Origin of the sequence: Tateyamaria omphalii (assembly GCF_001969365.1) — a bacterium.
GTDB lineage: Bacteria > Pseudomonadota > Alphaproteobacteria > Rhodobacterales > Rhodobacteraceae > Tateyamaria > Tateyamaria omphalii_A.
Genome location: NZ_CP019312.1, coordinates 3,790,436 through 3,810,294, shown reverse-complemented (window position 1 = coordinate 3,810,294; position 19,859 = coordinate 3,790,436). Strand labels below are relative to the sequence as shown.

General features: G+C 63.7%; 19 protein-coding genes. 14 read left to right on the top strand and 5 right to left on the bottom strand.

Annotated elements, in window-relative coordinates; translation table 11 throughout:
- Nucleotides 1-133: 133 nt before the first annotated feature.
- The 3 genes from BWR18_RS21805 to BWR18_RS19030 are packed head-to-tail and all read left to right on the top strand — an operon-like array spanning nt 134 to nt 2,438.
- Nucleotides 134-316 carry a hypothetical protein gene (locus tag BWR18_RS21805; protein WP_157598844.1) on the top strand — a complete coding sequence of 61 codons (183 nt, stop codon included), beginning with the start codon at nt 134-136 and terminating at the stop codon, nt 314-316.
- Between the two features lie 54 nt (nt 317-370).
- The gene (locus tag BWR18_RS19035) at nt 371-1,759 is read left to right on the top strand and encodes an MORN repeat-containing protein (protein ID WP_076629971.1); all 1,389 of its coding nucleotides are present in this window, start codon (nt 371-373) and stop codon (nt 1,757-1,759) included.
- Nucleotides 1,746-2,438: a hypothetical protein gene (locus BWR18_RS19030; protein WP_157598842.1), complete on the top strand. Its 693-nt coding sequence runs from the start codon at nt 1,746-1,748 to the stop codon at nt 2,436-2,438. Before BWR18_RS19035 ends, BWR18_RS19030 begins: the two co-directional genes overlap by 14 nt.
- A 2-nt stretch (nt 2,439-2,440) precedes the next feature.
- Here BWR18_RS19030 and BWR18_RS19025 read toward each other — a convergent pair whose 3' ends face one another.
- From BWR18_RS19025 to BWR18_RS19015, 3 genes are all read right to left on the bottom strand, one after another.
- Nucleotides 2,441-4,297: a toll/interleukin-1 receptor domain-containing protein gene (locus tag BWR18_RS19025; protein ID WP_076629969.1), complete on the bottom strand. Its 1,857-nt coding sequence runs from the start codon at nt 4,295-4,297 to the stop codon at nt 2,441-2,443.
- A gap of 123 nt (nt 4,298-4,420) precedes the next feature.
- Nucleotides 4,421-5,947: a cryptochrome/photolyase family protein gene (locus BWR18_RS19020; protein WP_172839410.1), complete on the bottom strand. Its 1,527-nt coding sequence runs from the start codon at nt 5,945-5,947 to the stop codon at nt 4,421-4,423.
- Complete coding sequence (locus BWR18_RS19015) at nt 5,944-6,606, bottom strand: SDR family NAD(P)-dependent oxidoreductase (RefSeq protein ID WP_076629967.1); 663 nt, start codon at nt 6,604-6,606, stop codon at nt 5,944-5,946. Before BWR18_RS19015 ends, BWR18_RS19020 begins: the two co-directional genes overlap by 4 nt.
- A gap of 273 nt (nt 6,607-6,879) precedes the next feature.
- Between BWR18_RS19015 and BWR18_RS19010 the strand changes: the two genes are divergently transcribed.
- Nucleotides 6,880-8,451 carry a 2-isopropylmalate synthase gene (locus BWR18_RS19010; protein WP_076629966.1) on the top strand — a complete coding sequence of 524 codons (1,572 nt, stop codon included), beginning with the start codon at nt 6,880-6,882 and terminating at the stop codon, nt 8,449-8,451.
- Between the two features lie 110 nt (nt 8,452-8,561).
- Here the strand turns inward: BWR18_RS19010 and BWR18_RS19005 are convergent, their stop codons facing one another.
- Entirely contained in the window at nt 8,562-9,140 is a 579-nt protein-coding gene (locus tag BWR18_RS19005) for a YceI family protein (RefSeq protein WP_254684903.1), read from the bottom strand.
- A gap of 274 nt (nt 9,141-9,414) precedes the next feature.
- Between BWR18_RS19005 and BWR18_RS19000 the strand changes: the two genes are divergently transcribed.
- From BWR18_RS19000 to BWR18_RS18960, 10 genes are all read left to right on the top strand, one after another.
- A complete protein-coding gene (locus BWR18_RS19000; RefSeq protein WP_076629964.1) occupies nt 9,415-10,461 on the top strand; it encodes a rod shape-determining protein in 1,047 nt (348 codons plus the stop codon).
- A gap of 149 nt (nt 10,462-10,610) precedes the next feature.
- Nucleotides 10,611-11,501, top strand: a complete 891-nt coding sequence (mreC, locus tag BWR18_RS18995; RefSeq protein WP_076629963.1) for a rod shape-determining protein MreC — start codon at nt 10,611-10,613, stop codon at nt 11,499-11,501.
- On the top strand, nt 11,498-12,040 hold the full coding sequence (locus BWR18_RS18990; protein WP_076629962.1) for a rod shape-determining protein MreD: 543 nt from the start codon (nt 11,498-11,500) through the stop codon (nt 12,038-12,040). The genes mreC and BWR18_RS18990 overlap by 4 nt, the downstream gene beginning before the upstream one ends.
- The gene (mrdA, locus tag BWR18_RS18985) at nt 12,037-13,980 is read left to right on the top strand and encodes a penicillin-binding protein 2 (RefSeq protein ID WP_076629961.1); all 1,944 of its coding nucleotides are present in this window, start codon (nt 12,037-12,039) and stop codon (nt 13,978-13,980) included. Before BWR18_RS18990 ends, mrdA begins: the two co-directional genes overlap by 4 nt.
- Complete coding sequence (rodA, locus tag BWR18_RS18980; RefSeq protein WP_076629960.1) at nt 13,977-15,125, top strand: rod shape-determining protein RodA; 1,149 nt, start codon at nt 13,977-13,979, stop codon at nt 15,123-15,125. The genes mrdA and rodA overlap by 4 nt, the downstream gene beginning before the upstream one ends.
- Nucleotides 15,125-15,385, top strand: coding sequence for a hypothetical protein (locus BWR18_RS18975; RefSeq protein ID WP_076629959.1), 261 nt, complete (start codon nt 15,125-15,127; stop codon nt 15,383-15,385). The genes rodA and BWR18_RS18975 overlap by 1 nt, the downstream gene beginning before the upstream one ends.
- Before the next feature lie 33 nt (nt 15,386-15,418).
- Nucleotides 15,419-15,595, top strand: coding sequence for a hypothetical protein (locus BWR18_RS21800; protein WP_157598841.1), 177 nt, complete (start codon nt 15,419-15,421; stop codon nt 15,593-15,595).
- 101 nt (nt 15,596-15,696) lie between these two features.
- On the top strand, nt 15,697-16,107 hold the full coding sequence (locus BWR18_RS18970; RefSeq protein WP_076629958.1) for a VOC family protein: 411 nt from the start codon (nt 15,697-15,699) through the stop codon (nt 16,105-16,107).
- Complete coding sequence (locus BWR18_RS18965; protein ID WP_076629957.1) at nt 16,104-17,036, top strand: 2-hydroxyacid dehydrogenase; 933 nt, start codon at nt 16,104-16,106, stop codon at nt 17,034-17,036. The genes BWR18_RS18970 and BWR18_RS18965 overlap by 4 nt, the downstream gene beginning before the upstream one ends.
- Before the next feature lie 73 nt (nt 17,037-17,109).
- Nucleotides 17,110-17,826, top strand: coding sequence for a class I SAM-dependent methyltransferase (locus tag BWR18_RS18960; protein ID WP_076629956.1), 717 nt, complete (start codon nt 17,110-17,112; stop codon nt 17,824-17,826).
- Between the two features lie 4 nt (nt 17,827-17,830).
- Here BWR18_RS18960 and BWR18_RS18955 read toward each other — a convergent pair whose 3' ends face one another.
- A complete protein-coding gene (locus BWR18_RS18955; protein WP_076629955.1) occupies nt 17,831-19,843 on the bottom strand; it encodes a M3 family metallopeptidase in 2,013 nt (670 codons plus the stop codon).
- Between the last annotated feature and the right edge of the window lie 16 nt (nt 19,844-19,859).

Below are 19,859 nucleotides of genomic sequence, written 5' to 3'. Positions count from 1 at the left end.
TCCCGCGTGATGTAGCAGAAAGCACGCCAGTGAAAACCCACCCGCGACAAAGCCGCCCTGCCCCTTCTTCTCTTTGCAAATACGGTCGGGGGAGCTCGAGGGGGCAGACAGCCCCCTCGTCAGAAAAAAATAGATGGCGTCGCGCCGCAGGCGCGCCAACCAGATCAACCGCCGCAGGCGCGCCAACCAGATCGCCCGCCGCAGGCGCGTCAACCAGATCGCCCGCCGCAGGCGCATCAACCAGATCAACCGCCGCAAGCGCCCTTTGGATCACGTCCGCGCCAACCCCATTGCCCCCCGCCGCCCCCTGCCTTAACCTTTCGGCGCCTGCCAGGGACAAGGGCAGGCCAACGAATCTGAGAGGTGAGCCATGTCCGTCCGCGGTCTGATCTTCTGCCTATGCCTGTTGCCGGGTATCGCACTGGCCCAATCGGGCGCCGTACTGACCAAGCAATACGATGATGGCGGCGTCTACGAGGGGACCTTTCGCGGCGGCCTCCAGCACGGGCAGGGCACCTACCGGCTGCCCAATGGCTACGAATATTCCGGCGAATGGGTGGACGGAGAGATCAAGGGCGAAGGCACCGCGCGCTTCCCCAACGGCTCCATCTACGAAGGCACCTTTTCCAAGGGCAAACCCGAAGGATTTGGCAAGATCACCTTCGCCGATGGCGGCACCTATGAGGGCGAATGGCAGTCCGGCGCCATCGTGGGCGAGGGCGTGGCGATCTACGCCAACGGTGTCCGCTACGAGGGCCAGTTCCGCAACGCCAAGCACCACGGCAAGGGGACCATGCAGTCGCCCGGCGGCTACGAATACCGCGGCGACTGGATCGACGGCATCAAACAGGGGATGGGCGTGATCACCTATCCCGACGGCTCGGTCTATGACGGCCAGATCGACGCGGGCAAGCGCCAGGGCGAGGGCAAACTGACCACGCCCGACGGGCTGGTCTATGTCGGGCTCTGGGCCGGGGGCCAGATCGACGGCACCGGCACGCTCACCCAGCCCAATGGCGACGTCTACGAGGGCGATCTGGTTTCGGGCAAGCGCGAGGGCAAGGGCCGTGTGACCTACGCCAACGGCGACGTTTATGACGGCCAGTTCACCGACGACCGCCGCCACGGCCAGGGCACGTTCATCGGCAATGACGGCTACCGCTATATCGGCCAATGGGCCGAGGGCCAGATCGAGGGCACGGGCCGCGTCACCTACCCCGACGGCTCTGTCTACGAGGGCGCTTTCGTCGACGACCTGCCCCAGGGCACGGGCAAGATCACCTATACCGACGGCTCGGTCTACGAAGGCGAGTGGATCGCCGGCGTGATCGAGGGGGCAGGCAAGATCACCTACCCGAACGGCATCACCTACGAGGGCAGTTTCAAGAACGCCCGCAACCACGGGCAGGGCATCATGACCTATGCCGACGGCTACCGCTACGAAGGCGCCTGGGTCGACGGCAAGCGGCAGGGCATGGGTGTCGCCACCTACCCCGATGGCACCGTCTATACGGGCGAATTCAACGACGGCCAGCGCCACGGCACGGGCAAGATCGTGATGACCTCCGGCTTCACCTATGAAGGCGAGTGGCAGGACGGCGAGATCAACGGCCAGGGCATCGCCACCTATGCCAGCGGCGACGTCTACGAAGGGACCTTCCAGAACGGCAAACGCCAGGGCACCGGCACCATGCGCTACGCCACGGGCGAGGAAGCGACGGGCGAATGGGACGGCGGGACACTGAATGAAGACAGCTAAGGCTGTCGGGGCAGCACTCTGCCTGATGGGCAGCGCGGCCCAGGCCGAATGGCGCACGGTCGACGGCTTCTCCGACCCGTTCAACGGCTTTGACACCCGCGCCGCGGTGACAGAGGCCGAGGATGGCACGCAACTGCACCTCTACCGAAACCCCGTGGGCCGGGTCTACGCCCTCTTCACATTGCCCGAGGACGGCCCCGACTTCGCAACCGAAGGCCCGGTGGCCACCCTCACCCCCGAAGGCTTCAACGCCAAATCCATCGAGGCACGGTCCGAACCGGGCCGCATCGTCGAATACGGCGCAACCCAGGGGCGCACCCTGCGCGACCGGCTCTGGCATGGCGAGGGCACCGCCCCCGCCTTCGGCACCCTGCACGACCTGATCGAAGCGCCCGCACTCACCGCGACCTTCACCCTCGCCGACGGCTCCACCCACAGTGCGACATGGTCCATGGACGGCGCAGGCACCCCCATCGCCCACGCGCTTGGCATCACCATCGAAGGGGCGGCCGCCGGACAGGAATGGGAGGACGCCGCCGCGCAAGCCCTCCTTGCGGCGATGACCACCTGCCAATTCCCCAAACTCGACGTGACCTGCGTGCAAAAGGTCACCGCCTGCTCTGACAAGATCAGCACAGACCGCGACATCGACAGCTTCGACGCCTGCGTGGCGGACTAGCCTTACTCCGCCACTTTTCCGGCGCGAATGGCGCGATCAATCTCCCGAAAATCGAGCGGTGCGCCCGTTCCCAGATCTGCCACCTGCTCCAAAAGGGCTTTCATCTGCGCATCGGTCCCCGCATCCGCCCGCCGATGCCAGAACATCACGATGGCCTGATGCAGCCCCGGATAGGCCGCCGGGCGCGGCACCCCATCCGTTTCGGGATCCCTCAGGTAAAACCATGTGTGCGGGAAGCAGGACATGCCCGTCCCATCGCACCGAAACTCAAACTCAACGGACATCATGTGCTGTGCGGTCTGCGTACAGCCAAACGGGTTGGGCACCCGATCCACCGCCTCCGTCCGGTAAACACGGTTATAGAACGCGCGACCAGAGGACACGATCAGCTCGGTATACGCGGTCCGATAGGCCAGCATGTCACGGGCAAATCGCGCGATCCGCTCGCGCCATGCCGGGTCCATCTCCTCGATCTCCGCCAGCAGACGCGGGGTCACATCTGCAACCGTTCCGCTTTTCAAGAACAGATCAAGGCCCATCTCCTGCGCATAGGACGGCTGCGGCAGCGGCAAAGAAACCCTTTTGCCATCGGCCCAGGACGGCGCATTGGTATAGGCCACCTGCTCACTAAAGATGTCGTTCACCCCAAATGCGCCCAGGTAAACGGCGCGAAAGATCGTGATCGCTTCCGCATAGGTCCGGTGAAAGTGCAAAAAGTCTTCCGGCCGGTCACAGGTCAGCGCGTCAGGCGGTTGCGAACGCCCCGCGGCCACTGACCGCAGCGGCGGCGCAACCAGGGGCAGACCGCGCAACATGGTGCCCGGCAACCGCATGCGATACGCGGTGACCACCTTGTCCACGGCTGCGTCCAGAACGGCACCCCGCACCGCGTCACTCTCACTCTGGTCCAGACCAAGCGCAGACAGGATCGCCGCGCGGCGCACAGGCTGGTCTTCCTCGTAGACCAGCCTTGGTTCCTCACTAAAAAACGGCTCAATGAAAATGGGAACGAGCGAAGGCGCGCGCGCGATGTTCAAAACCCCATCATCCGCCACGCGCAACGCCGCCCGTTCGGACGGGGACAACGCACGCGGCAAGGCAGCCGGTGCAGCCGCCGACACGCTCAGAGCGGCGTCCGCCTCGGTCGCCGTATCCGACCCGCCCAACACTGCGTTCAACGCGGGCAGGTCCAACACCAACGCCACCACAATCGTGACCGGGGCCAGAACCGCCGCGATCCCGCTGGCCCAGGCGATGGGGCGACGCCACCACCGCGACCGGCGCAGCTGCGCCAGCCGGATGCGCGCCAATTCTGCAAACAGCCCGTTCGGGTAGCGCCGCAGATAAATGTTCAACTCATCCGCAGACAAATCCTTGTGGCTGTTGATGCTGCGCCAGATCGCGGCCTCGTCATCGTGGTCGTGCAAACGGCGCTGCGCCTCGGGCGCGTGTGCCGGTACTGCCTCGGGCACGCCCAACCGTTTGGCCACAGCGGCGACAAACGGCGCAAGATCAGCCGCCCCCGCCGACCCGTCCCACCCGGTCAAATCCAGCGTATGCAGATCATTGAACGGCAGCGGGATCGCGGCACGATCCAGGCGCACCGGCAACAGCTGCGATGTCTCAAGCGCCACGCGCGCCTCGGCCCGCACCCAGGTCGACAGAACCGACCGCTCAGACCACAGAACAACGGTCAGCTTTGATTGCGCAATGACGCTCTGGATTTCATCGGCGAAGCGGTCGCCGGGCAACAGATCAACGTCCCACCATACGTGCAGACCACGGCTGGTCAGCGCCTCGGCCAAGGCGCGGGCGACCTCCTTGTCTTCCCGTTTGTAGGAAACGAAGACGTCGTTCATGTCGTCCTCAACCCGCTCTGCGTGACACTACATCTTTAATGAAATCTCACGCCAAATGTGCAGGCGGCGGAGGCGACCTGTCAACAATTCCGCGCACTGCGACAGCATAACCGCGTCCGCACTCTAAACAACCGCGCCCGCCGACATCCGCTCCAGAAACGCCTCGGCCTCCCTCAGCACCGTCTCGCGCCGGTCGGCATCCATCCGGTCCCAGGTCCGGTACATGTTCCCCATCCGCGCGTTGTTGGAAAACCGGTCGCGATGCCGATCCAGAAAATGCCAGTACAGCAGGTTGAACGGGCACGCCCCCTCGCCCGTCTTCACGCTGACCTTGTAGTGACAGCCTTTGCAGTAATCCGACATCCGGTTGATATAGGCGCCCGACGACACATAGGGTTTCGACGCGATCACGCCCCCGTCAGCAAACAGCGACATGCCCACCACATTGGGCGCCTCCACCCATTCAAACGCATCGGCGTAGACGGCCAGATACCACTCCGACACCTCGGCCGGATCCAGCCCCGCCAGCAGCGCAAAATTCCCCGTCACCATCAGCCGCTGGATGTGGTGGGCATAGGCCTCGGCCCCCGTCTGTTCGACCGCCTTCGAGATGCAGCGCATGTTCGTCTCGCCACCCCAATAGAACTCCGGCAACTTGCGCTGGTGGTTCAGCCCATTGCGGCGCGGATAGTCCGGTCCTTCGTGGAAATAGATGCCGCGCACATATTCGCGCCACCCGATGATCTGGCGAATGAACCCCTCGGCGGCATTGATCGGCGCATCGCCGTCTTTCCACGCCTGCTCGACGGCCTGACAGACCTCCAGCGGATCCAGCAGGCCGATATTGATGTAAAGCCCCACAACCGCGTGATAGAGAAACCGGTTCTCCGCCAGCATCGCATCCTGAAAATCGCCAAACTTTGGCAGCGCGTGCTTCACAAAATGCGCCAACGCCCGCCGCGCCTGCCCCTGATCGGTGGCAAACCAGAACGGGCGCAGATCGCCAAAGTGATTGCCAAAGCGGCGCTCGACCAGATCCAGCACCGCCTCGACCGTTTCATCCGGCGCAAACTGCATGGGCCCGCCAAAATCCACGTCATCGGGCGCAGGCTTGCGGTTGTCGTGGTCATAATTCCACTTGTCCCCCGCAGGCGTGTCGCCCTCCATCATCAGGCCCGTCTTGCGGCGCATGTCGCGATAGAAATACTCCATCCGCAGCGCCTTGCGCCCCTCGGCCCACTCCTCGAACTCCTTATGCGAGGCGATAAACCGGTCATCCTCCAGCAGCGTCACCTTCAGCGGGCAGTCCTCAAGCGCGGCAATCAGCCGGTACTCCCCGGGCCGCGTCGCAATGACCTCCGACGCCCCATGCTGCTCCGCCCGCCGCAACAACTCGCCACAGATCGACTGACTGTTTTCGGTATCATCCAGCTCGGAATAATCGACGGTCCACCCGTCCTTGCGCAACCGCGCCGCAAACTTGCGCATCGCGGCCAGGATCAGCGCGATCTTCTTGGGGTGGTGGGGCACATACGACCCCTCCTCCGCCACCTCGGCCATCACGACGACATCACTGGTCTTGTCGGCAGCCTTCAGCGCCGCGACGTCGTCGGTCAACTGATCACCCAACACCAAAATCAACCGGCTCACCACGGCACCTCCGCCCCGGAATAATCAAAGAACTTGCCCGTCTGGTCCGGTTCCAGCCCCTGCATGACAGCAATCAACTCATCGGCGGCCTGGGCAGGCGACACAGACGGATGCCGCCCCAGATACTTCTCGGTAAAGGCCGTCGCGACAGTGCCGGGATGCAAGGCGACAACAGCCGCTTGTTTATGCGTCCGCGCCAGTTCAATCGACGCCGTGCGCACCACCTGATTGACCGCTGCCTTGGCCGCCCGATACGAAATCCACCCGCCAATCCGATTATCCCCAATCGACCCGACGCGGGCGGACAACACAGCAAGCACGCCCGGCGCCTCCCGATCCAGCAAGCGATGCGCATGGCTCAGCACCAGCGCGGGCCCCACCGCATTCAACGCAAACTGATCCAGCATCGCCGCCGGATCCAAACCCTTCACCGTCTTCTCCGGCGCCGCCCCGTCAATCTCCAGCGCCCCTGTCGCCACGACAACGCAGCCATAAGGCCCACGCCCCGCCAGATGCCGCTCCACCGACCCCGCATCCGTCACATCAAACCCGTCCACCGACCGCGACAGCCGATGCACATCAGCCCCACGCCCCTCGAACCCAGCCGCCAACGCCGACCCGATCCCGCCCGACGCGCCTAAAATCAAAACGTTCTCCATCCGCGCTGACCTAGATCACGGCGCAGTTGCTTCCACCTTCATTGTTCCTCAAATATGCAATCCACCGATGCCCGGATTCCCCACTTCCCATTTCGAGCGCAGCGCGTATAACTACCCCCATGACCAACGCCACGCATATCCCCGAAGCGCGCCCCACCGGCGTAGCCCTGCGTGGTCTCCTGCTCCTAACCCGCCTCTGAGCGTGCCCGTCGGCGCGACCGCTCAGAGGATGCCTGTCGCGCCAAGGCCCTAGGACAGAAAAAGAGACACCAAATGACCCAAGACAAGACATCTCAGGATCGCGTCGTCATCTTCGACACGACCTTGCGCGACGGCGAACAATCCCCCGGCGCCACCATGACGCACGCCGAAAAACTGGAGATTGCCAGCCTGCTCGACGACATGGGCGTCGACATCATCGAGGCAGGCTTTCCCATCGCCTCCGAAGGCGACTTCAACGCGGTCAGCGAGATCGCCAAGAACGCCGACAACGCCGTCATCTGCGGCCTCGCCCGCGCCCAGATCGGCGACATCGACCGCTGCTGGGAGGCGGTCAAAGGCGCCAAACGCCCCCGCATCCACACCTTCATCGGCACCTCGCCGCTGCACCGGGCCATCCCGAACCTGACCATGGACGAAATGGCCGAACGGATCGAACAGACGGTCACGCACGCCAGGAACCTCTGCGACAATGTTCAATGGTCGCCCATGGATGCCACGCGCACGGAGCTTGACTACCTCTACCGCGTCGTCGAAATCGCCATCAAATCCGGCGCGACAACGATCAACATCCCCGACACGGTCGGCTACACCGCCCCGCGCGAAAGCGCCGACCTCATCGCCAAGCTCATCGAAAACGTCCCCGGCGCCGACACGATCACCTTCGCGACCCACTGCCACAACGACCTGGGCATGGCGACGGCGAACAGCCTCGCCGCGGTCGAAGCAGGCGCGCGCCAGATCGAATGCACGATCAACGGTCTCGGCGAACGGGCGGGTAACACCGCGCTCGAAGAAGTGGTCATGGCCCTCAAGGTCCGCAACGACATCATGCCGTTCCAGACGGGCATCGACAGCACCAAGATCATGAACATCTCGCGCCGTGTGGCGGCTGTCTCCGGCTTCCCTGTCCAGTTCAACAAGGCCATCGTGGGCAAGAACGCCTTCGCCCACGAATCCGGCATACACCAAGACGGAATGCTCAAAAACGCCGAAACCTTCGAAATCATGCGCCCCGAAGACGTGGGCCTGTCAGAGACAAACCTCGTCATGGGCAAGCATTCGGGCCGCGCGGCGCTGCGCGACAAGCTCGAACAGCTGGGGTTCGAGGTGGGCGACAACCAGCTCAAGGACGTCTTCGTCCGGTTCAAGGCACTGGCTGACCGCAAAAAGGAAATCTTCGACGACGACCTGATCGCGCTCATGCGCACCTCGTCCGATCCCGAAGACGAGCGGCTGAAGATCGAAAAACTGGCCGTGCGGTGCGGCACCGAAGGGCCGCAAGTGGCCGACCTGGTGATGACGATCGACGGCGAACGGCACATGACGACCCAGACGGGCGACGGCCCGGTCGATGCCACCTTCAACGCGGTCAAGGCGCTCTTTCCGCATGACGCACGCCTGCAGCTTTACCAGGTCCACGCCGTGACCGAAGGCACCGACGCACAGGCCACGGTCAGTGTGCGTATGGAAGAAGCGGGCCGCATCGTCACCGGCCAGTCGGCGGACACGGACACAGTCGTGGCCAGCGCCAAGGCCTATGTCCACGCGCTCAACCGCCTGCTGGTGCGGCGCGAAAAGTCAGGCACCGACAAGGCCGAGATCAGCTACAAAGACGTCAGCTGAAGGTCGGGCGGGCGACACGCCCGCCTTACGATTGCCGACAGGATGAACAGGGCGGGTGCGCATTCACTGCGCACCAATCGTAAGGCGGAGGTGTCCTCCGCCTCAGAACCTCAGCCGCTTCTACCATCTGCATCAAACATCAGGCGCAGCGTCACCGGCACCGCCCGCACGATGTTGGGCAGGTCTGCCAATTCCATCAACTTGTCCACACCCGGATCAATCTCCGCATCCGCCGTCGACAGGAACATCATGCTGTCTGTCGTGACCATCACCTTGTCTCGCGCCAGACGCATGATGAACATGTCGCCATAAAGCGGCACATCGACACCCAGCAGGTCCAGATTGCCCTCAACCTCCATCACGGTGCTGTCGCCCACGGCCACGGCCTCCATCGCCGCCATGTCGATCTGCGCGGAAATCGACGCACGTGGCGCGTTCTTGAACACATGCTCGACCATACGCTCGTTGCGGATGTCGATCTGCGTCTCCACCGATGACAGGTCGATGCCAAGGGTCACAGCCCCATTTTCGGCCACAGTGCCGTCGATGGATTTAAAACTGTGCACTTCGCCCGTGTCGTTGAACTTGATCGACCCAAAGGCCAGGTTCGACGCCGCGCCATCCAGCGTCGAGGTCTCGGCCTGCGCCGTGGATGCGGCCAGGGCCAGGCCCAGTCCAACTGCAGCCATGCGAAAAATCATGTTCCGTCCGCCCGGATATCACGTTTTGTCCGGGCGCATACGCCCGATGTCTCGACCAGCACCGCCCCCGCAGACTTTATTCGCCCATCACATCAAAAAACTGCGACGCACCCCGTGACCTTGGCGGGACCTTGCCGACCCTGTCCGGCTTTCGGCCCTTTCGTCCTTTCCTTCGCGACCGTATAAAGCGCTCGGTCCGCGCCTCCGCATGAGTCGCGGACCCAAATCCATTTGGGCCAGTCAAAGGCAAGGGGCACGGGGCATGTCAGTATTCGGAAATCTGGGCGGGCTGTTTTCGTCCGACATGGCGATTGACCTTGGCACGGCCAACACGCTTGTCTACGTCAAAGGGCGCGGCGTGATCCTGTCGGAACCGTCGGTCGTGGCCTACCACGTCAAGGACGGCGTCAAGAAAGTGCTCGCCGTGGGCGAAGACGCCAAGCTGATGCTGGGCCGGACCCCCGGCAGCATCGAGGCCATCCGGCCCATGCGCGAAGGTGTCATCGCCGACTTCGACACCGCCGAAGAGATGATCAAGCACTTCATCCGCAAGGTCCACAAACGCTCGACCTTTTCCAAACCTAAAATCATCGTCTGCGTGCCCCACGGCGCGACGCCGGTTGAAAAACGCGCGATCCGCCAGTCGGTCCTGTCCGCAGGTGCCCGCCGTGCGGGCCTGATCGCCGAACCCATCGCCGCGGCCATCGGCGCAGGCATGCCCATCACCGATCCCACCGGGAACATGGTCGTGGACATCGGCGGCGGCACGACCGAGGTGGCCGTCCTGTCGCTGGGCGACATCGTCTACGCCCGCTCCGTCCGCGTCGGCGGCGACCGCATGGACGAGGCGATCATTTCCTACCTGCGCCGCCAGCAGAACCTTCTGGTGGGTGAAACCACAGCCGAGCGGATCAAGACTTCCATTGGCACCGCCCGCATGCCCGATGACGGGCGCGGCACCTCGATGCAGATCCGGGGCCGCGACCTTCTCAATGGGGTGCCCAAGGAAATCGAAGTGACGCAGGCGCAGATTGCCGAGGCACTTGCCGAACCGGTGCAACAGATCTGCGAAGCGGTGATGACCGCGCTCGAAACCACGCCGCCGGATCTCGCGGCGGATATCGTGGACCGCGGCGTCATGCTCACGGGTGGCGGCGCGCTTCTGGGGGATCTCGATCTCGCGTTGCGCGAACAGACCGGTCTGGCCGTGTCCATCGCTGACGAAAGCTTGAACTGCGTGGCCCTTGGCACCGGCAAGGCGCTGGAATACGAAAAACAACTGCGCCATGCCATCGACTACGACAGCTGAACCGGTGGCGTTAAGACTCTGCTAACCATCTAAGGGTCTGTTTCGGCGCGCAAAATTTTTTGTCCCAGCATGGGACACCAGGTCTCTTGCCCTGCCGGGGCAAATGTCGGACCATCCACGGAACGGACCATATTTGAGGTGACACCGCCTTGGCCAAGGACCGCGCTCAGGTAGATTATGGCGGCCCGCTCCGGCGGCTGGTTCTGGCTGTCCTGGTCCTCATTCTGGCGGGCACCTTCCTCCTCTGGCGGATCGACAGCCCCCGCGTCGAACGGTTCCGGGCCCAGGTCACGGACCGGATCGTCCCGAACATGGACTGGGCCATGGCACCCGTAACGGGCACCATCAACCTTTTCCGCGATTTCCAAAGCTACCGCCGCATCGCCGAGCAGAATACAGAACTCCGGCGCGAGCTGCGCCAGATGCAGGCCTGGAAAGAGGCCGCTCTCCAGCTGGAACAGGAAAACGCGCGGCTGCTGGACCTCAACAACGTCCGGCTCGACCCGCGCCTGACCTACATCACCGGCGTGGTCCTGGCCGACAGCGGGTCCCCCTTCCGCCAGTCGGTCCTTCTGAACGTCGGCGCCCGCGACGGCATCGTCGAGGGCTGGGCCACCATGGACGGCATCGGCCTCGTGGGCCGGATCTCTGGCGTGGCCCAGAACACCGCGCGCGTGATCATGGTCACGGACGCCTCCAGCCGCGTGCCCGCGATCATCCAGCCCTCGGGCCAGCGGGCCATCGTGGCAGGCGACAACTCTGCCGCCCCACCCATCGACTTTCTGGAAAGCCCCGACCTCGTGCGCCCCGGCGACCGCGTGATCAGTTCAGGTGACGGCGGGGTGTTTCCCGCAGGGCTCCTGATCGGACAGGTCGCCGCCGATCCGGGCGGACGGCTGCGGGTGCGGCTGGCGGCGGACTACGAACGGCTCGAATTCCTGCGGGTCCTGCGCCACTACGGCACCGAACCCGTGACCGACGACAGCAATGTCCTGGCCCCCGGCGGCGCTGCGCTTCTGGAAACGGAGGCGACACAATGAGCGACATCGCCCCGTCGACCCGGCTCTGGACCATGCGCATCGCCTTTTCGATGCTGGTTCTGATGATCCTGTTCCTGCACCTCTTGCCCTTGCAAACAGCGACGGGCGGACTGATCTGGCCAGACTTTCTGCTGCTTTTCGCGCTCGCCTGGTCCGTGCGCCGCCCCGATTACGTGCCCGCAGCACTGCTGGCCGCCCTGTTCCTGATGGCGGACCTGCTGCTGCAACGCCCCCCAGGCCTGTGGGCTCTGCTGGCGCTGATCGCCTGCGAGCAAATGAAAGGACAATCCCGATCCCTGCGCGACGCCAGCCTCGCGGCCGAGATGATGTCGGCGGCGCTGTGGATCGTCGGGATCGGCCTGGCTTATCGCATCATCCTTGCGGTGATGGTGGTCGATGTTCCGCCGCTTGGCCCGGCCGTGATCCAGATCCTCGTTACCGCCATGACTTATCCGCTGGTCGTGGCCATCACCCACGCTCTGATGCGGGTGCGCAAGCCGACACCGGGCGACATCGACGGCAAGGGAGTGCGGTCATGAAGCGGCCCCGCATCGACATCGAGGCAAACCACCGCCTGCTCACCCGCCGCGCGGCGATCCTGGGCGGTGTGCAGCTGGCCTTTATCGGGGCGCTTGGGGCGCGGATGCAGTTTCTGCAGGTGGATCAGGCCGACCAGTTCCGACTGCTGGCCGAGGAAAACCGGATCAACATCCGCCTGATCCCGCCCGCCCGCGGCGAAATTTTCGACCGCAACGGCGTGGCGCTCGCCCGCAACGTGCCCAGCTATCGTATCGTCATCGTGCGCGAGGATGCAGGCGACGTTGAGGCCGCGGTCGAGGCGCTGAGCCAGCTTGTCACCCTCGACCCCGATGAGGTCACGCGTGCCATGGCAGAGATGAAGCGCTCGGCCCCGTTCCTGCCGATCACCATCGCAGACGAGGTCAGTTGGGAGGACCTGAGCCGCGTGTCGGTCAACGCGCCCGCTTTGCCCGGCGTGACGCCCGAAGTGGGCTTGAGCCGCGTTTACCCACTAGGTTCGGATTACGCCCACGTGATGGGCTATGTCGGTCCGGTCAGCGACTATGATCTGGAACGGATTGAAGACCCGGACCAGGTGCTGCGCATCCCGCGCTTCCAGATCGGCAAGGTCGGGGTCGAGGCCAAGGTCGAGGAAGACCTGCGCGGCAAGGCGGGCGCCCGCCGGGTCGAAGTCAACGCCGCCGGCCGCGTAATGCGCGAACTGGACCGGCGCGAGGGCACGCCCGGATCCGACCTGCAACTGACCATCGACAGCAAGCTGCAAAGCTATGTTCAAGCCCGGTTGAGCGGTGAAAGCGCCAGCGCCATCGTGATGGATGTGGACAACGGCGACCTTTTGTCGATCTGCTCTGCGCCCACATACGACCCCAACCTGTTTGTGCGCGGTATTTCCAGCCGTGACTACAAGGCACTGACCGAAAACAAGTACCGCCCGCTGGCGTCAAAGACCGTGCAGGGGACATACCCGCCCGGTTCGACCTTCAAGATGATCACCGCGATGGCCGCGCTGGAGGAAGGGCTGATCGGGCCCGATGAAACCGTCTATTGCCCCGGTCATCTGGAGGTTGCAGGCCGCCGGTTCCACTGTTGGAAACGCGCAGGCCACGGGTGGGTCGACCTGCAAAACTCGCTGAAACAGTCCTGTGATGTCTATTACTACGATCTGGCGGTGAAGGTTGGCATTGAAAAGATCAGCGCCATGGCCCGCCGCTTTGGGCTGGGCGAGCGGCACGACATCCCGATGTCGGCAGTGGCGCAGGGGCTGACGCCCACGATGGATTGGAAGCAGCGCGTCCACGGGCAAAGCTGGGTTGTGGGCGACACGGTGAACGCGTCCATCGGGCAGGGATTTATGCTGGCCTCGCCCCTGCAACTGGCGGTGATGACCGCGCGGCTTGCCTCGGGCACCGCCGTCACGCCGCGCCTGATCAAGACCATCGACGGGATCGAGCAGCCCTCGGGCGCGGGCGAGAGCCTGGGCATGAACGAAAACAATCTGCGCAAGATGCGCCGGGCCATGTACGACACGGTCAACGATCGGCGCGGCACGGCCTATGGCAGCCGCATCATCGAGGATGCAGTGCGCATGGCGGGCAAGACAGGCACCAGCCAGGTGCGCAACATCACCGCCGCCGAACGCGCGCGCGGCGTGACCCGGAACGAGGATCTGCCCTGGGAACGCCGCGATCACGCATTGTTCGTGAATTTCGCGCCCTACGACGATCCTAAGATCGCCGTGGCGGTCATCGTTGAACATGGCGGCGGCGGGTCCAAGGCCGCAGCGCCCATCGCCCGCGACATCACCCTGCAGGCGCTGTATGGCGAGGACCCCCCGCTCGAAGCCTATCCGACCAAGGACCGCGACCGTATCAAGCAGCAGCAGCAGGTGCTGCGCGGCATCCAGCCCGTCGCCAACTTTGCCGGGCGCGATCAGGCATGAGCTATCTTGAGTATACCGTCAAACATGTCCCCGCGGGGCCGCGCAAGATCCTGTATCTGAACTGGCCGCTGGCGTTGCTGCTTGTGGCTGTCGCCTGTGTCGGGTTCCTGATGCTCTATTCCGTGGCGGGCGGGTCGTTCAGCCCCTGGGCCGAACCGCAGATGAAGCGGTTTGCCATGGGCTTTGTCCTTATGTTGGTTGTCGCGATGGTGCCGATCTGGTTCTGGCGCAACATGGCGGGGCTCGCCTTTGCCGGGACGCTGGTGTTGCTGCTGGGGGTGGAATTCTTTGGCTCTGTCGGCAAGGGCGCGCAGCGGTGGATTGACCTTGGCTTCATGCGGCTTCAACCGTCTGAGCTGGCAAAGATCACACTGGTGATGATCCTCGCCGCATACTACGACTGGTTGCCCAGTCACAAAAAGTCGCGCCCGTTCTGGGTGCTGATCCCGGTTGTGCTGATCCTTGTGCCGGTGGCGATGGTGCTGCGTCAACCCGATCTGGGCACCTCGATCCTGCTGCTGGCGGCGGGGGGTGGCATGATGTTTCTGGCAGGTGTTCACTGGGCTTATTTCGCGGCGGTGATTGGCGCGGCCGTCGGGCTGATCACAGCCGTGTTCCAATTCCGGGGGACCGAGTGGCAGCTTTTGAAGGACTATCAGTATCGACGGATCGACACGTTTCTTGATCCGGCGTCGGACCCTCTGGGAGCGGGCTATCACATCACGCAATCGAAGATCGCCCTTGGCTCGGGCGGCTGGACGGGTCGCGGGTTCATGCAGGGCACGCAGTCGCGGCTGAACTTCCTTCCTGAAAAGCACACCGACTTTATCTTTACGACGCTGGCCGAGGAGTTCGGCTTTATCGGGGCGTTTTCGCTGCTGACCCTCTACGCGCTGATCATCATGTTCTGCGTGGTGTCGGCGCTCGCGAACAAGGATCGGTTTGCGTCGCTGCTGACGCTGGGCATTGCGCTGAACTTTTTCCTGTTTTTTGCGGTGAACATGTCGATGGTCATGGGGCTGGCCCCGGTCGTCGGTGTACCGCTGCCGCTGGTCAGCTTTGGCGGGTCGGCGATGTTGGTGCTTATGCTGGCCTTTGGCCTGGCGCAAAGCGCGCATGTGCACAGGCCGCGGCAGGGGTATTGATGTCGCATCTTGATCCGTATGTGGCGCGCGAGGTTCTGACGCTGCCCGCGATGCAGCAAGATGGCTGGTGCCTGAAGCGATACGCCATTGTGGCCGAGGGGCGTGCGCTGTCGCAAGCGGTGGTGGAGGCCGCCAGTGCCGAGGCATTACATCGCCTTCCGCCACCCGGCACGCTTGAGGACAGCGACGGCAACCACGGTGTTGGTTTTCAGATCATCCACTTTGCCGAAACCGCCGTCATATCGCCGGTGTTCTACTGACAGTGGGGCAGTGTACTGGCGCGCGTTCGTCAGATGCGCGCCGCTTGGGAGGCGCCCACCAGTTTTGGTGACGGCGTGGCAGAGGTCATCGGCTGCGTGTGGGAGATGAACCTAATCATCCACGAGACGCAGAGTTGGATGCGCACCCTGTTGAGTGGCCATGGCACCCAGGACGACCGTCTGGTGCGTTACATGGAGGACCACGCCTGAGCGCATCCATCGCCGATCCGTTTGGCCGCCATCACAATCTGCGGTTTCCCATTCGCCGACAGGGGCGCTACATCTCTGGCAAGGACTGACTGGAGGTGTCCATGGCCTTGTTCCACCTTGCTTATAACGTGACCGATCTGGACGAGACGCGGGCCTTCTATGGCGGCCTTCTGGGCTGTGCCGAAGGGCGCAGTACCGACACCTGGGTCGACTTCGATTTCTTTGGGCATCAAATCAGCTGCCATCTGGGCAAACCGTTCGGCAGTGCGCCGACCGGGAAAGTTGGAGACCATGATGTGCCGATGCCGCACTTTGGGGCGGTGCTGCCAATGGCGGACTGGCGTGCGCTGGCCGACAGGCTGGTGGCTCAGGGCGTGGTGTTCGTGCTGGGACCGCAGGTTCGGTTCGAAGGGGAGCCGGGTGAGCAATCCACCATGTTCTTTACCGACCCTTCGGGCAACCCGATCGAGATCAAGGGGATGGCCCACCTGAACGGAGCCTTCGACACATGACGGTCAATGTCTTGTTTGCCGCCAAACCGGCCCGTTGGGCTGAGTACGAAGCGCCCCTGCGCACAGAGATCGAGGCGGCGGGCGTGGCCGCCCACATCGCCACCGACATCCCCGCCGATCAGGTCGACTACATCGTCTATGCCCCCAATTCCGAGGTGCGGGATTTCACCCCCTTCACCCGCGCCAAGGCGGTGCTGAACCTGTGGGCCGGGGTGGAGGCCATCGTGAACAACCCGACCCTGCGCCTGCCGCTGTGCCGCATGGTGGATCCGGCGCTGACCCAAGGAATGGTCGAATGGGTGACGGGGCACATCCTGCGCCTGCATCTTGGGATGGACGCGCATATCGGGGCCGCACCGGGAACATGGAACCCTGTTGCGCCGCCATTGTCCTTTGATACGCGCGTAACGTTGCTCGGGCTTGGCGAGCTGGGCGCAGCCTGCGCCACAGCGCTCGCACATCTTGGGTTCCAGGTGACAGGGTGGAGCCGGTCGCAAAAGGATATAAGCGGCATCACCTGCTTGTCGGGCACAGCGGGGCTGGACGACGCACTGGCCAGTGCGGACTATTGCGTGCTGCTTCTGCCCAAGACGCCTGCCACCGAAAACACGCTGAACGCAAGAACACTGGCGCTGATGCCCAGGGGCGCGCGTATCCTGAACCCCGGACGCGGGCCGCTGATTGACGACCAGGCGCTGCTGGCGGCGCTGGACCATGGCCATATCGACCACGCCACGCTGGACGTGTTCCGTATCGAACCACTGCCCGCAGAACACCGGTATTGGACCCACCCACGGGTCACGGTCACGCCGCATGTGGCGTCCGAAACCCGCGCCGCCTATTCCAGCAAGACCATCGCCGAAAACATCAGGCGCGGTGAGGCGGGCGAACCTTTCTTGCATCTGGTAGATCCCGGCGCAGGCTACTGACCTTCCGGCGAAATGCTGCGGATGACTGCCGCCCGGCCTGTTCGGGCGTGTATCCCGTATCTACGTTCAGTGCATGGACATCTTTGGCAACGCCCTGCGCGACGTACAGGCCGGTCACACGGGCCGAATGCTCACCATCCGGCGGGACGACGATCATGTTGACCGGCACGATCCTGCCCTGTACTTCATGCCGGATCCCTTTGCGCATGAGGTTGCCCTGCTCGACAGGGTCGAGGGGCCCGTCCTCGATGTCGGCTGCGGCGCCGGTCGCACGCTTCTGTGGTTACAGCAGCGGGGCGTTGAGGCGACGGGCATCGACCTTTCGCCGGGCGCGGTTGAGGTCGCACGGGAGCGTGGATGCAGGGACGTTACGCATGGAGACATCATGGCCCACGACCTGCCATTGCCGCGCGGCCACTTCAGAACGATCATCGTTTTTGGCAACAACATCGGCATCGGCGGCACGTATGAAGGAGCTATTTCGCTGTTGCGAAACCTAACACATACGGCAACGGCCCAGTGCCGATTGCTTGTCACCGGCCTGGACGTCGGCAACACAGACCGGCCAAACCACCTTGCCTATCACCAGCGCAATCTGGATGCGGGGCGTCCCAGAGGCGAGATTTCCATGCGCTTCGAATACGAGGGCGCGGTTGGAGCGTGGATCCCGTGGTTCCATCCTGAGCCGGACGAACTGCGTCAGATGGCAGCCGCCAGCGGTTGGGCCGTAGAGCGGATCGCCCTGGCAGGCGGGCCGTTCTTTGCCAGCATCTTGCAGCGGGCCGGGTAAGGCGTCACGCCGCCAAACCACGCCCCTTTAGCAGCGCATCGACACCGGGCAAACGGCCGCGGAACGCCTTGTACAGCTCTGCCGCATCGACCGAGCCACCGGTGCTCAGGATATGTTCTTCCAGCGCTGCGGCCTTTTCAGGATCAAACGGGCCACCCGCCTCTTCGAACGCGGCGAAGGCGTCGGCATCCATCACCTCGGACCACATGTAGCTGTAGTACCCGGACGAATATCCATCACCGGAAAAGACGTGGGCAAAGTGCGGGGTGGCGTGGCGCATCCCGATGGCATGCGGCATTTCCAGCCCTTCCAGCACCTCGGCCTGTTTCTGCATGGGATCAGCGGGTGCCGGGCCGTCGTGGAATTCCAGATCGACCAGGGCCGACGCCACATATTCCACCGTCTGAAAGCCCATGTTGTACGTCGCAGCCGCCAACACGTTGTCAAGAAGCGCCTGCGGCATCGCCTCGCCCGTTTCGGCGTGGGTGGCGAATGCGTGCAGCACCTGGGGCACCTCCAGCCAGTGTTCGTAAAGCTGGCTGGGCAGTTCCACAAAGTCGCGGGCCACGGAAGTGCCGCTGATCGATTCGTAGGTCACGTCGGACAGCATCTGGTGGAGGGCATGGCCGAATTCGTGGAACAGCGTGCGCGCATCGTCATAGGACAAAAGCGCCGGATCGCCCTTGGCGAAGTTGCAGACGTTGATGACGATGGGGGTTTGCTGTTCGGGGAACTTGGCCTGTGCCCGCATGGCCGAACACCACGCGCCCGACCGCTTTGAGCCACGGGCGAAGTAGTCGCCGATGAACACGGCCACATGGGTGCCGGCGCGCGTGACCTCCCACGCGCGGCAGTCGGGGTGGTAGAGGGGCACATCGAGCGATTTGAATTCAAGGCCAAAAAGCCGACTGGCGCAGTCAAAGGACGCCTCGATCATCCGGTCGAGCTGGAAATACGGCTTCACCTCTGCCTCATCAAGATCGTGCAGTTCCTTGCGCCGCCGTTCGGCGTAGAACCACCAGTCCCATGGCTCGAGCGGGCCGTCGATGCCGTCGGCCTTGAGCATCTGTTCGAGCACCCAGGCGTCGGCGTTGGCCTGGCCCTTGGCAGGCTCCCAAACGGCCATCAGCAGGTCGCGCACGGCCTCCGGCGTCTTGGCCATCTCGGTTTCCAGCTTGAAATTGGCGAAATTGTCATAGCCAAGCAGGTTCGCCCGCTCTTCGCGCAGCTTGAGGATTTCGGCGGCGATCTCGCGGTTGTCGGTCTTGCCGCCATTGGCGCCACGCGCTGTCCAAGCGCGGTAGGCTTTTTTGCGAAGGTCGCGGCGGGTGGAGAATTGCAGGAAGGGTACGATGATCGACCGCGACAGGGTGACGACGGGGCCGCCTGCCTCTTTCTCTTCCCCCGCGGCGCGGACGGCATCGACAACGAAGGGGGGCAGACCGCCCATGTCGCCCTCGTCCAGCGTCATGGACCAGTCGCGTTCATCGGCGAGCAGGTTCTGGGTGAAGGCGGTGCCAAGTTCAGCGAGCCGGCCCTTGATCTCTTTCATCCGCGCGTCGTCGGCCCCATCGAGCGCCGCACCGGCGCGGACATAGTTGCGATGGGTCAGCATCAGAACGCGTTGCTGTTCGTCGGTCAGATCGAGCGTATCGCGTGCGTTCCACACGGCGGCGATGCGAGCGAATAGGGCCTTGTTGCTGGAAATCTCTGCAAAATGGGCGGCGAGCTTTGGGGAAAACGCGCGCTGCAGTTCCTCGCGCGCCGGGTTGCTGTCGGCGCCCGCGACGCTGAAAAACGTGCCCAGCACCTTGTCCAGATCCTCGCCCGATGCCTCGAGCGCTTCGATCGTATTGGCGAAAGTCGGCGCCTCGGCACTGTCCGCGATTGCGGCAATCTCGGTCTTGTGGTTGTCGAGAGCAATCTCGAGCGCGGGGGCGAAATCATCGTCCGAGATAGCGTCAAAGGGGGCGATCTGGAACGGGGTGTCCCAATCGCTGAGCAGCACGTTTGTCATGGGCGGGTCTCCTTTG

What these genes read in the sequence shown, in the direction of transcription:
- BWR18_RS18970 (WP_076629958.1), top strand. Translation starts at nt 15,697, where the DNA reads ATGGCCTTGTTCCACCTTGCTTATAACGTGACCGATCTGGACGAGACG.
- BWR18_RS19010 (WP_076629966.1), top strand. Translation starts at nt 6,880, where the DNA reads ATGACCCAAGACAAGACATCTCAGGATCGCGTCGTCATCTTCGACACG.
- BWR18_RS18960 (WP_076629956.1), top strand. Translation starts at nt 17,110, where the DNA reads ATGGACATCTTTGGCAACGCCCTGCGCGACGTACAGGCCGGTCACACG.
- BWR18_RS19015 (WP_076629967.1), bottom strand. Translation starts at nt 6,606, where the DNA reads ATGGAGAACGTTTTGATTTTAGGCGCGTCGGGCGGGATCGGGTCGGCG.
- BWR18_RS19035 (WP_076629971.1), top strand. Translation starts at nt 371, where the DNA reads ATGTCCGTCCGCGGTCTGATCTTCTGCCTATGCCTGTTGCCGGGTATC.
- BWR18_RS18975 (WP_076629959.1), top strand. Translation starts at nt 15,125, where the DNA reads ATGTCGCATCTTGATCCGTATGTGGCGCGCGAGGTTCTGACGCTGCCC.
- BWR18_RS18990 (WP_076629962.1), top strand. Translation starts at nt 11,498, where the DNA reads ATGAGCGACATCGCCCCGTCGACCCGGCTCTGGACCATGCGCATCGCC.
- BWR18_RS21800 (WP_157598841.1), top strand. Translation starts at nt 15,419, where the DNA reads ATGCGCGCCGCTTGGGAGGCGCCCACCAGTTTTGGTGACGGCGTGGCA.
- rodA (WP_076629960.1), top strand. Translation starts at nt 13,977, where the DNA reads ATGAGCTATCTTGAGTATACCGTCAAACATGTCCCCGCGGGGCCGCGC.
- BWR18_RS19030 (WP_157598842.1), top strand. Translation starts at nt 1,746, where the DNA reads ATGAAGACAGCTAAGGCTGTCGGGGCAGCACTCTGCCTGATGGGCAGC.
- BWR18_RS19000 (WP_076629964.1), top strand. Translation starts at nt 9,415, where the DNA reads ATGTCAGTATTCGGAAATCTGGGCGGGCTGTTTTCGTCCGACATGGCG.
- BWR18_RS18955 (WP_076629955.1), bottom strand. Translation starts at nt 19,843, where the DNA reads ATGACAAACGTGCTGCTCAGCGATTGGGACACCCCGTTCCAGATCGCC.
- BWR18_RS19025 (WP_076629969.1), bottom strand. Translation starts at nt 4,297, where the DNA reads ATGAACGACGTCTTCGTTTCCTACAAACGGGAAGACAAGGAGGTCGCC.
- BWR18_RS18965 (WP_076629957.1), top strand. Translation starts at nt 16,104, where the DNA reads ATGACGGTCAATGTCTTGTTTGCCGCCAAACCGGCCCGTTGGGCTGAG.
- BWR18_RS19005 (WP_254684903.1), bottom strand. Translation starts at nt 9,140, where the DNA reads ATGGCTGCAGTTGGACTGGGCCTGGCCCTGGCCGCATCCACGGCGCAG.
- mrdA (WP_076629961.1), top strand. Translation starts at nt 12,037, where the DNA reads ATGAAGCGGCCCCGCATCGACATCGAGGCAAACCACCGCCTGCTCACC.
- BWR18_RS21805 (WP_157598844.1), top strand. Translation starts at nt 134, where the DNA reads ATGGCGTCGCGCCGCAGGCGCGCCAACCAGATCAACCGCCGCAGGCGC.